Annotated in this window: 13 protein-coding genes; 8 read left to right on the top strand and 5 right to left on the bottom strand. The window is 56.2% G+C overall.

Annotated features, from left to right (window positions below):
- Positions 1–8 precede the first annotated feature (8 nt).
- Complete coding sequence (locus GXX82_02980) at positions 9–800, top strand: lytic murein transglycosylase (protein ID NLT21991.1); 792 nt, start codon at positions 9–11, stop codon at positions 798–800.
- 62 nt (positions 801–862) lie between these two features.
- Here the strand turns inward: GXX82_02980 and GXX82_02985 are convergent, their stop codons facing one another.
- The 3 genes from GXX82_02985 to GXX82_02995 form a co-directional block, all read right to left on the bottom strand.
- Positions 863–1,255 (bottom strand): hypothetical protein, encoded by a 393-nt coding sequence (locus GXX82_02985; protein ID NLT21992.1) that lies wholly within the window; start codon positions 1,253–1,255, stop codon positions 863–865.
- Positions 1,252–3,783, bottom strand: coding sequence for a PAS domain S-box protein (locus GXX82_02990; GenBank protein ID NLT21993.1), 2,532 nt, complete (start codon positions 3,781–3,783; stop codon positions 1,252–1,254). Before GXX82_02990 ends, GXX82_02985 begins: the two co-directional genes overlap by 4 nt.
- A 184-nt stretch (positions 3,784–3,967) precedes the next feature.
- Positions 3,968–4,243: a hypothetical protein gene (locus GXX82_02995; GenBank protein ID NLT21994.1), complete on the bottom strand. Its 276-nt coding sequence runs from the start codon at positions 4,241–4,243 to the stop codon at positions 3,968–3,970.
- Positions 4,244–4,661: 418 nt separating this feature from the next.
- On the opposite strand from GXX82_02995, the gene pncA reads away from it, so the two are divergent.
- Positions 4,662–5,354 carry a bifunctional nicotinamidase/pyrazinamidase gene (gene pncA, locus GXX82_03000; GenBank protein ID NLT21995.1) on the top strand — a complete coding sequence of 231 codons (693 nt, stop codon included), beginning with the start codon at positions 4,662–4,664 and terminating at the stop codon, positions 5,352–5,354.
- A gap of 209 nt (positions 5,355–5,563) precedes the next feature.
- Here the strand turns inward: pncA and GXX82_03005 are convergent, their stop codons facing one another.
- A complete protein-coding gene (locus GXX82_03005; protein NLT21996.1) occupies positions 5,564–5,845 on the bottom strand; it encodes a 4Fe-4S binding protein in 282 nt (93 codons plus the stop codon).
- A 10-nt stretch (positions 5,846–5,855) separates the two neighbouring features.
- Positions 5,856–6,806 (bottom strand): acetyl-CoA synthase subunit gamma, encoded by a 951-nt coding sequence (locus GXX82_03010; GenBank protein NLT21997.1) that lies wholly within the window; start codon positions 6,804–6,806, stop codon positions 5,856–5,858.
- 312 nt (positions 6,807–7,118) lie between these two features.
- On the opposite strand from GXX82_03010, the gene GXX82_03015 reads away from it, so the two are divergent.
- From GXX82_03015 to GXX82_03040, 6 genes are all read left to right on the top strand, one after another.
- Positions 7,119–7,517: a metalloregulator ArsR/SmtB family transcription factor gene (locus tag GXX82_03015; GenBank protein NLT21998.1), complete on the top strand. Its 399-nt coding sequence runs from the start codon at positions 7,119–7,121 to the stop codon at positions 7,515–7,517.
- A 90-nt stretch (positions 7,518–7,607) separates the two neighbouring features.
- Positions 7,608–8,081: a PaaI family thioesterase gene (locus GXX82_03020; protein NLT21999.1), complete on the top strand. Its 474-nt coding sequence runs from the start codon at positions 7,608–7,610 to the stop codon at positions 8,079–8,081.
- 247 nt (positions 8,082–8,328) lie between these two features.
- The gene (locus GXX82_03025) at positions 8,329–8,541 is read left to right on the top strand and encodes a hypothetical protein (protein NLT22000.1); all 213 of its coding nucleotides are present in this window, start codon (positions 8,329–8,331) and stop codon (positions 8,539–8,541) included.
- A gap of 107 nt (positions 8,542–8,648) precedes the next feature.
- A complete protein-coding gene (locus GXX82_03030; protein ID NLT22001.1) occupies positions 8,649–9,623 on the top strand; it encodes an ABC transporter ATP-binding protein in 975 nt (324 codons plus the stop codon).
- A complete protein-coding gene (locus GXX82_03035) occupies positions 9,620–10,357 on the top strand; it encodes an ABC transporter permease (GenBank protein NLT22002.1) in 738 nt (245 codons plus the stop codon). The genes GXX82_03030 and GXX82_03035 overlap by 4 nt, the downstream gene beginning before the upstream one ends.
- Positions 10,358–10,683: 326 nt before the next feature.
- The gene (locus tag GXX82_03040; GenBank protein ID NLT22003.1) at positions 10,684–11,145 is read left to right on the top strand and encodes a hypothetical protein; all 462 of its coding nucleotides are present in this window, start codon (positions 10,684–10,686) and stop codon (positions 11,143–11,145) included.
- Positions 11,146–11,387: the final 242 nt, after the last annotated feature.

Below are 11,387 nucleotides of genomic sequence, written 5' to 3' on the forward strand. Positions count from 1 at the left end.
GGTCGATAATGAGAACAGGGTCACGGATAGCGTTATTTGCTGCCCTGACGGGTCTTATTCTCCTCGTCTCCTTTCCGGTTCACGCCGGGGTCGATCCTGTCTACCAGGATGGCCTCAACAGGCTCTTTGGCGACCTTGAGAAGCAGGGGTTTACGAGCGAGGAACTGAAGGAGATATTCTCGGACAGCCGTTTCGAACTGTATCCGCACATAGTTGGTCGAACGGGAAAGGGCATGAACTATATGAGCCGCAGGTTCGGCCTTCTGACGAAGCGGTCGATCAAGCGGGGCAGGAGCATACTGGCAACATACCGGGACGCGTTGATGGGCGCCGAGAAGGAGTACGGCGTTGACAAGGAGATCATAGTGGCGATCCTTCGGGTGGAAACGAATTTTGGTTCCGCGACAGGTGTCTATCCGGTCCTCAACAGCCTCGCGACGATGGCCGTCATCGAGAATCGGCGGTCCGAGTGGGCGCGCGGGGAGCTTGCCGAACTCCTTGCCCTGTGCAGGGAGCAGAACAAGGACCCTTTCTCGATACGCGGTTCCTGGGCCGGCGCCTTCGGCATCTCCCAGTTCATCCCCTCTTCGTATATGAGGTTTGCCGTGGACGGCAACTCCGACGGCACTATCGATCTCTTCACAATGAGCGATGCCGTGGCCAGCGTCGCCAACTACCTCAGGAGCCACGGATGGGAAAAGGGCAAACCTGAAGAGAACCGTCAGGCCGTCTATGCCTACAATCACTGCGACAGCTACGTGAAGGCCGTGTTCGCCTACGCGAAGGCATTGGGAAAGTAAGAAGGTTTCAAGGTCAAGGTTTCACGTTTCAAGACCCGGGTGAGGCGATCATCCCGGCGTCATCATCGCCTGTATCTCAGTGACAGGATGAGGTCGAGGGGGGTTCCGAGGGGAGGGGAGAACTCCGCGGTGATCACCACCACAGTCAGGCCGTTGTCCCCCGGGCAGGGGATCGTCACTTCATAGAAGGTGGACGAAAAATCGCCGCTGCCGCGCTGTGTTATCACCGCCTCGGTCTTTGTGTGGTCCGGAATGGAGCACTTCCCGCCGAAGTCTTTCGCCACCGCGGACATGAAGGCCCTGACGCTCCCGTCCTCGAACATGGCTTTCGCCCTCTCCGCCGGCATGAACGAGGGCTTCGCGTTCGATCCCGGGATCTCCCGCGTGACCTCGGCCGCCAGCAACGGGGAAAGAGCGAAGAGCGAAGCCAGGAACAGCATCACAAGCAGTCTCATCCGTTCTCCTCTCTGTCCAGTATCTCGCGGATCTTTTGCAGGAACCTGTCGAGCATGAGCGGTTTGGGGATGAAGTCGAACTCCCTGTCCTTGATCCCCTTGTCGAGGACGATATCCCTGGTGTATCCGCTGATGAAAAGGACCTTGATGCGGGGGTTTATGGCGCGTATCTTCTCAAAGGCCTCCCTTCCGTTCTTTCTTGGCATGACGGAGTCGAGGATGATGAGGTCTATGTCGTGGTGCAACTCGAACTTCTCTATCGCGTCCTGGCCGTCCACCGCCTCTATGGTCATGTAGCCATGATCCTCGATGGCCTCCCGCATGATCTGCCGCACTCCTTCATCATCCTCCGCTATGAGGACCGTCTCCTTCCCTCCTTCCGTGCGCACCGCCGTGTCGACCACGGTTTCGACCTTCATCATCGCCGCCGGGATGTAGATGTGAAAGGCAGTTCCCTTTCCGGGTTCGCTGTACACCGTGATATACCCGTTGTGCTGCTTGACGATGCCGTAGACGGTCGCGAGGCCGAGCCCCGTCCCTTTGCCCGTATCCTTCGTGGTGAAGAAGGGATCGAAGATCTTCTCCCGTGTCGCCTCGTTCATGCCCTCTCCCGTATCGCAAACGGTTATCAACACGTACCGGCCGGGCTCTCCGAAACCGTGGGCCTCGATGAACCAGCTGTCCACATTGGCTATGTCGGTTTCCACGGTGAGAGTCCCGCCCTCGGGCATGGCATCCCGGGCGTTGGTGATGAGATTGAAGAGGATCTGGTCCATTTGTGACTTGTCGGCCATGACCACCGTATCCTCATGCGTGAGCGATACGCCGAGGTGGATATCCTCGGTGAGGAGCCTTTTGAGCAATGGCCCCGTCTCTCTTATCGCATCATTGATATCCACGGGGAGAAGCGTGACGGGTTGCTGCCTGCTGAAGGTCAGGAGACTCCGGGTAAGGTCGGCGCCTTTTGTGGACGCCGAGAGAATCTGGTCCACGTAGGCCCGCAGGGGATTGCCCCTGTCCATTTTCGCCTGTATGAGAGAGGCGTATCCGATGAGCGTTGTGAGAATGTTGTTGAAATCGTGGGCGATGCCTCCCGCGAGGGTCCCGATGGATTCCATCTTCTGGGCCTGGCGCAGTTGGGATTCCAGCCGTACCAGTTCGGTGATGTCCTCGCAGGTCATGAGATAATCCCCGGAAGCGAGCCTGGAAGGTATGAACTCGATGATCTTCTTTGTCCCGCTCTTGCACGTAACGGTGAACACCCTCGGTTTCCGTTCGGTCGGCCCGGTATTGCGGAAGTCCTCGAGCCAGGTCGAGATGACCGCGTGCCGGTATTCGGCATCAGGATAGGCCTTCCTGAACCAGGTCCTGCCGTCGGGGATGTCCGGCAGACCGTACCCGAAGAGTTCCGTGAATTTCGCGTTGACGTATGTGAAACGGCCGTCTTCGTCGATGAGGACCATTCCGAAGGGGGCATTGTCCGAGAGCGTCCTCAGTTTCTCCCTTTCCCTGATGATCTCCCCCTCGGCCTTCTTCTGGGCCGTGATGTCCTGGATGATGGAGGCAAAATAGGCGACGGAGCCGTCAGGGGTCCGGACCACCTGGGTGGAAACGGAGGCGTCGACGAGGGCGCCGTTCTTTCTTATATATCTTTTATCAAAACCGGCGACATTCCTTGCGCCCCTCACCACGTCTTCGAAAATCGGCCTTTCCCTGGCGAGGTCCTCGGGCGGTGTGATTCGCATCCAGGTCGTCCTTTCGAGTTCTTCGCGGGAATACCCCAGCATCTCGCAGAGCTTGTCGTTGAAGTGGATCCACCGGCTGTCGGCCCCGGTTATCGCGAAACCCACGATGGGAAGGTTGAAGAAGGTGCGGAACCGTTCCTCGCTTGCCAGCAGCGCGTTCTCGGCATGCTTGCGCTCCGAGATGTCAAGCATGGTCCCGATGATGGATGGTTTTCCTTCGTGCACGGTGTAGGAGCTGTAGACCTCGACGTACCTGATGTCCCCGGTCCTGGTGATTATCCTGAATTCGTAATGGTGTGACGGCTGCTCTCCCGAGGTCCTCTTGCCGATGCTGGCACTCACCAGGGGAAGGTCTTCGGAGAATATGACGTCACGTATGCTCAGTTTGTCGATGGCCTCCTCGACGGTGTATCCGAATATCTCGGCACATCGCGCGTTGACGTACCGCACCACCCCGTCCGGCCTCAGGACGTAGATGCCGACGATGGACTTCTCGGCAAGGTCCCGAAACTTGCGTTCCGGTTCCCTGAGCGCCTCCTCGGTGCGCCTGCGCTCCGTTATACCCCGGGACGTCCAGATCCTGCCGCAGTGGTATCCATCCTCGCCGAGAGCGGTGTTCGACTGCGGAGATGCCACGGACTCTTTGCGCCCGGCGGTGCCCTCCGGCGGAGACTTCTCCCTGCCCGCGTCGCTGTCTTGCGGGCGCTCGAGTTCCCTGATCCTCTCCTTCAAAGAGGCTATCTCTTCGAGCAATTCGCGGGTCGTTCTCGACGTGTCTTTCATGTGTCCCATTTTGCGGGGCCGACGATACACTGGCGCAAAGGTATAAACGATGTTACCACAGGCAGCATCATTGTCAATTCTGAAATGTTTCCGAAAATGATCAGAGCGTTTTTCCGGCCCCCAAGCGGCCATGAGAAGCAACTGAATGAGAAAGACGCGGGAAACGTACCCTGGATCACCGTTCCTACTGCCACGTGGTGGCAGGCGCGGCGGGCCGTCGCCGGTTTTGCCTGTCGTAATAATACCGGTACGCGCATTCGGGTATGTATTCCTTGTGGACGACGCCGTCTATCACGAAACAGGCCGTGTAGTTCTGCCCGTAGAAGACGCCTTCCTCGGCGGCGAGGTAAATGGGTTCCGGACGCGCCTTGACATCATACGCGCAGTCTATCGAGGCGCAGGCCGCGATAGACACCAGGGCAGCGATCCCCAACAATATTCTCAATGACCTGGTAGACATGATTCCACCTCCCGGCATATCTCTATTCTACCAAAGATCCGATGCGGGGGTAACCACGGCCTGACCGGGAGAAGCTGCTGCGAAGGCGACACGGACACCCCCGTCACTTCAATAACGCTTATGATCTCAAGTGCATACGACCCATGGCTGCCTTGACAGGAACGGCTTCATCTGCTAGATGAGCAGGTAGCAGGCTGGCATTCGGGAGAGAGGTATCCTGACATCACGCTGCATCCCCGCGACGGTCCGGAAGCATCCGTCATTCAGTTGCACCTCCCAAGGCACGCATCTGCCGGAACTGACCAGGCGCACTGCACCGCTTGCCCTTGAAAGAGGGTGGCATCCTCGTCCGGCGCAATTGAAACGATAAGGTCCACTATCACAACAAACCAAGGAGGGGTTTATGGCTAAGCTTTTCATGATCTCGTTGTTTCTCCTGACGACGGTCTTCCCGTTCTGGGCTCACGGGAACGACCTGCCTTCGAGAGCCCACTGGGCTGTGCTCGTGATAGATGTTCAGCCCTGCTTTGTCGAGGGCGGGGCCCTGGCCGTCGCCGATGCCGACGCGGCCTATGTGCGCGACGCGCAGTGGGCGACACGGTGGTTCCGCTACATGGGTATCAAGGTGCTGGGGAGCCGTGACTACCATCCGGCCGACCACATCTCATTCTACACCAACCACCCGGGGTCTCAGCCCTACGATGTGATCGAGCTGCCCGACGGCAGGATGCAGGTCCTCTGGCCGCCTCACTGCGTCCAGACGGCCGGGGACTCCCGCGCGCTGGTGGACAACAACCTGTTCTACGAACTCGTCAAGAAGGGTCAGGACCCGAGCTACGACAGCTACTCCGCTTTCCGGGACGACGGCGGGGCAAACACCGAGCTCGACGGGATCCTCAAGGCCCTGGGAGTGACGCACCTCATTGTATACGGCATAGCCACCGACTATTGTGTCAAGGCCACGGTGATGGACGCCCTTGACCTCGGTTACTCCGTTGTCGTCATCGAGGACCTGATCCGGGGCGTGGCTCCGGACACCGCGGCACAGGCGATAGCGGACATGAAGGCGGCGGGCGCCTGGTTCCTGCCCGCGGTCCGGGCCATGAAGTAACGGACATCGCCCACCGGGGGGAGGGCGCGATCAGGATTGTGTCGGATTGGGACCGTGCATACCGCAACCATTGTTCTTGACACCCATCATCTCAAAGTACATAGTATCCAACAAATCGTAGAATATCCGAGCGTCAGCCGCATCATCATCCTCGCAGTGACGGCAGCCTCCATCATCAGCGCCCGCCGAAAAGAGGAAGCGGCCGGCCGTTAATCGCCGACAGTACAGCAGGCTTTCTTTCTGCCGAGCATCTGGTTGATGAGGGCCGAGGCGCAGCCGACGCCCGCTTTGACGGTCACCGCCCCTCGAGGGCAGTTGCGCTGGCAGGCGCCGCACTCGATGCAGGCGTCGCGCCTAGTGATCCCGACCTTCCCGTTGAGACGCTCAAGCACCTGGCGGGGGCACACGGAAAGACAGATGCCGCAGCCATTGCACAACTCCGGTGTGTGGGTAAGCGTCACAACGTTTTTGAGGTAGACCATGGGTTGCATTTTTGTCCCTCTATCCTCCCAAAAGGGCGATGATCCACATCAGGAGGCCTGCCCCCGCGCCCCCGATCTCGAGGGGAAGGGCGAAGCGCATCTCCTTTCTCACGCCGGAAAGCGAAGTGAACGTGGAGGAACCGGTGAAATTCATCGCGAGATAAGAGGACATGGCGGGGATCGAGACAAGCAAAGCCATTATTTCCAGTATGCTTATGCCGCGAAAAAGAGCTACGACGGAAAGGGCCGACAGGATGCCCATCGCAAGCCCTTTGACCGAAAAGGCCCGGCCCGGAAGCCAGGGAAGCAAGACAGGGGTGAACACCGCGCCCGCGAGTATGGAAACTCCTATGGACACGGCAGGGACCACAAGCCATTCGAGGGCCCTCGATAGCGAAAACCCGCCGAGAAGGAAGCACAGAACAAAGAGGCCCGCCGCGGCAGGAAGCCCTGACCTCACGGCCGGCACGACCTCCATCGGGACAAGCGCCAGCCTTTCCGTGAAGCCGAAGCCCTTCGTCCTCATCCGCTCGTTCGCCTTGAGGTCTTTTTCAAGGAATAGAGGTATGTCTTCAGCCTCAACGGGTCCGTAGATAACCTGAAAGCCGGAGCGCTTCTTCACCTCGTGGCCCGCAACGCCCGGCCCCCCTAGCTGGGGAAGTATGAGTCTCCGGTGGCTCACGATACCGGCAAGATGGCTCGCTTCGATGCGCTCTACCAGTTCGTCGGTCCCGAAGGTGCCTTTCCCTGCGGCACACCACACGTTGATCCCCAGCGTATCGAGCACGAGGATCCACCCGTCTATCGACGCGATGGCCCGTCTGAGCAGATCGAATGTGAGTTTGTAGTTGGAGGTGACGAAGACCGGGGATTGCGCGGTCGGCTCCCCTATCGCGTAAAGGCCCGCGTCGACCCTGTATTGCATCCGCCCGATCCCCCACCGCGCCTTGAAGGCCCCGATGCGATCCATTGCGCTGAAGACCTTCGATACCCGGGGGACGGGACCGACAACGGTCTTGATCACACCCGTGACAAAAGACTGGTCAAGACGAGGGGGCCTCACCGGACCCCGCTTTTCCGACGGGCCTCAGCAAGGCGCGTTATCAAGCATGACGAGAGAGGAAGGCAAAGGTTCCATACCATCCATACTAGAGCATGTCAGGGGCTCCTGTCAAGGCAATCATATCAAGAAAGATTGAAGTATCGAAAAATACAGCATTGACATATCGAGACATTCGTACTATACACATATCTAGAATAATTGATATGAAGGGAGGCAATGATGAAGGATCTTCTGTCGGTGTTCAAGGCTTTGTCCGATGAAACGCGGCTGAGGATAGTGAAGCTTCTCGAGAACGGTGAACTCTGTGTGTGCCACATCGTGGCGGCTGTCGATATGTCTCAGTCGAGGATCTCCTTTCATCTGAAGATCCTCAAGGATGCGGGGCTCGTGCAGGACAGGCGGGAAGGCAAATGGATGCATTACCGTCTCAACGAGTCGGACTTTTTCAAGCGTCTTCTCTTCCTTTCCATCGCTGAACGGGTGAAGGAGGAGGATATGGCGGGCGATCGTCAACGACTGGAAGCATTCATCGCGTCACGGCCGCAGGAGTTCGCCGGCATGTCGGCCGCGTGCTGCAAAAGAACGGTTCCAGGTTCCAGGTTAGAGGTTCCAGGTTAGAGACTTTAGACGACGACGGTTTCAGGGGGGTTGCCGGGATGAGAGCAGGCATTGCCGCGGCAAGCGCAGGTGGACGGAAAAGGAGACGCCATGTCGGAAAAGGCATTTCAGGATCATTATCCTGACGAGTATTCCCATTGCTATGGCTGCGGACGGCTCAACCAGGACGGGATGCAGCTCAAGAGCTACTGGGACGGTGAAGAGACGGTGTGTCATTACACACCCAAACCCTATCATTCGGGCGGTTTTCCCGGAAACGTCTATGGCGGTCTCATTGCCTCGCTGATGGACTGCCACGGCGCCGCTTCCGCCACCGCGGCCAGGATGCGGGAGAAGGACTACACGCCTGACGACCCGAGACCCGCTCCGCGCTTTGTCACCGCATCGTTGAAAGTGGATTATCTCAAACCGGCCCCCATGGGAACGGTCCTGGAGATAAGGGGAAGGATCACGGAGATTGGAACCCGCAAAGTGATCGTGAGCACCACTTTGTCCGCTGGAGGAGAACTGCGGGCGAAAGGCGAAACGGTAATGGTAGAGCTGACGCAAGGCAAACCCGGCTGAGGTATACCCGCCATGCCATGACATCGCGTGACGGCCCACAACCCGTAACAGCCTCTTTCCCTTGAACCTGTCTTATATGGTTCCAAGTGACGGCGGCGTGATATAATGACCCGATAAAACGGGCGGGAGGCAGTCCGGTGCCGAGTTTCAGTGCCGGGGCTCCTGCGCCATGATCGCACGAGTTGAACAGAAGGAGGTGCAACACATGCCAGAGCTTCTTGTTTTTCACAGCGGAAACCCTTCTTGAATGTCCTGCAGGAAGGCTATAGGCGTAGCCGAGGAAATGAAGGCGAAGTACGGCGACAGGATAGAGCTCAAGATATACACGACGGATTCGGTTGAGGCCATACCATATGGTTTCAGAAGCTCGACGAATGTCCTGTTCAATAACGAGCATGTGCCTGTCGATGTTGCGACTGACAGGAAGAAAATGGACGATTTTCTTTCCTCGAAGTTGTGAATCGGGCATCAGGAAAGAGAGAAAACAGGGAACAGGGGAGAAGGGGATGAGTGCCGGGCGTTTCAAGGTCCCGAGAGTACCGGGGTCTGCCCGCGCAGGGCCAGGAAATGGATGATGCCATCGTTGTTGAGGGCCTGAAGAAACGCTTCGCGGAGGTCGAAGCCGTCTCAGGTCTGTCTTTCGTCGTGCGCCGGGGCGAGCTTTTCGGATTTCTCGGCCCCAACGGTGCCGGCAAGACGACGACCATCAACATGCTCACCGGTCTCGCCCGTCCCGATTCGGGATCTATCCGGATCGGCGATATCGATTGCACGGGTAGACCACGGGCGGCCCAGCACCTCATCGGTGTCGTTCCCGACGAGAGTAATCTCTACCCCGAACTCACCGGGTTCGAGAATCTCTGCTTCTGTGCCGCCCTGTATGGCCTTGATAAGGCCGAGCGCCGGTCCCGCTCGACGGAACTCTTGGACAGGTTCGGTCTCTCGCAGGCCGCAAAGCGCAAATTCGGCGGCTATTCCCGGGGAATGAAGCGTAAGCTGGCGATCGCCGCCGGGATCATTCACCGGCCGGAGATCCTTTTTCTCGACGAACCCACCACGGGGATCGATGTGGCCGGCGCGCGCCAACTGCGCCAACTCATCGCCGATCTCCACCGGGCCGGAACCACGGTCTTTTTGACCACACACTATATCGAGGAGGCCGAGCGGCTCTGCGACAGGGTCGCCTTCATCGTATCCGGCCACATCGTCCGGACCGATACGGTCGAACGCCTGATCCAGCCCGTCAGGGAAAAACATGTGGTGCATGTCTCCTGCGCGAGTATTCCCGACAATATACGAGAGAGGCTCATGGAGTCCTTCCCCGGTCTCGAATTCACGACCCGGGGTCAGGGATCGATCCGGGTGGAGGCCGGCGAGCCCGTTCCCGTGGGTCCCTTGGTCCGTTTCCTGGAGGATAACGGCGCCGAGGTCACCGAGGCGAGGAGGATGCGGCCATCACTCGAGGACGTCTTTGTACAGATCACCGGTGTCGAGGTTGACGCCATGCGCAAAGAGAAGGAAAAGGCGGGAGGAGGACAGTGAAACTCTGGATCGCCTTCTGGAACATTCTGGTCAAGGACATGCGGACCTATTACCTGAAACCGCCGAACGTCAGCTGGGGGCTCATCTTTCCCCTTGCGTGGACGGGAATGTTCTTCATCAAGTCCGGCACCGGCCTGGAAGGGATAATGGCCCTGCTCCCCGGCGTGGCAGCCCTTTCCATTCTCTTCGGTACGACATCGATGTTATCGGTTACGGTGACCTTCGAAAAGAAGAACCGTTCCTTCGAGCGGCTCCTGCTGGCGCCGATACCACTTGAGCTCCTTATGCTGGCGAAGACGAGCGGGGCCATCCTTTTCGGCGTGGCCAACGCCTTTATACCCGTCGCCATGGCGGCTTTTCTCACCGATCTGTCCCGGGTCTCCTGGGGCCTTTTCATCCCCGCTGTTTTCATGATCGCCGTGGCCTCCACCTTCCTCGGGCTTTTCATCGCCGTTTCCGTCAGCGAGGTGTTTGAGGCGCAGACCTTCTCGAATTTCTTTCGTTTCCCCATGGTTTTCCTCTGCGGGCTTTTCTTTCCCATCGAGAAGCTGCCGGTCTTTCTGAAGCCCCTCTCGTATGTCCTGCCCCTCACCTACGGGGTGGATGTGCTGCACGGAGCCGTGCATGGCGGACACTCCATGCCCTTCACCCTCGACCTGTCCCTCCTCGGAGTGTTCTGCGTGGGCCTTTTTGCGGTAAGCCTCATGAACATCAGACGAAAATGGATCACCTGACTCCGGCACCCGAAAGCCATACAGGAACCCATCCGAGAAACCTGAGGCTTCATTGTGCTAAGCAAAAGGTTTGGTGCCGATGGTTTTGTGGGCTCGATGGAGATCAAGTCATCAATGGATCTTTTTACGTTTAAAGTTCTTCACGGTTGCTTCATGAAATCAATATTTTTGTTATTTTACAATAACGCATAGTTTCAATTGGTAATTAACGCAAAATAGTTTGTGGTGTAGTTTTTTTTACTTATTTGCAAACTATTCGGCATTGATTAATAATATGCTGAGAAGTGCTTTTGATTAAACCATTATAAAAGTAACAGGGGGATATTATGAATAAGAAACTCGATATAGATTTAAAAATTGAATTCTATCCGATAAAAGGAAAAGGAAAAGAAGAAGAAATAAAAGATAGGATGCGTTTATGCAAAAAGTATTATGAATTAGTATTGCATGAAAAACCAGATGATTTGTTTCTCATTATAGACGAAAAGGATGGGAATGAATGTAAGGGTCTGTATTTTTTTACCAAGCAACATATGGTGAAATTCGACCGGCACAAAGATAATAACCAAGAAAATGGTACGAACAATGAAATAACATTAAATATAAAACCCATATCAAAACAGGTTACAAATGTGGAAGTCAATTATAAAGCTTCAAATGATTTTATTTTAACATTTAGAATATATCCGTGTTGCGAAAAGTTGATTTTCCATGCATCAGAACGAGATTCTAATAAGCTAAAAGACATTATGGACGAATTTATTATTCCAAACCTGAGAGAAGGATAAAGCTTTGTATGTTTTAGGGGGTGTCGGATGGGGTATGAAATTAAGACAGAAAACGTATCATGGAATGAATTCATAGAACATGTAAGAGATTTACCGAAAAACGAATGGTTGTTTAAGGGACTTCTGGATGAATGGGTTTTAGACACCACTATAGAGCGCCAGTGTAGGAAATGGAAAATAAACCTCAAGCATCTTCCACAAATTGAATTTAAACTGATGCGGGATTTTCAGAGAAAATATCC

Origin of the sequence: Syntrophorhabdus sp. (genome assembly GCA_012719415.1) — a bacterium.
In the GTDB taxonomy this organism is placed as follows: Bacteria; Desulfobacterota; Syntrophorhabdia; order Syntrophorhabdales; family Syntrophorhabdaceae; genus Delta-02.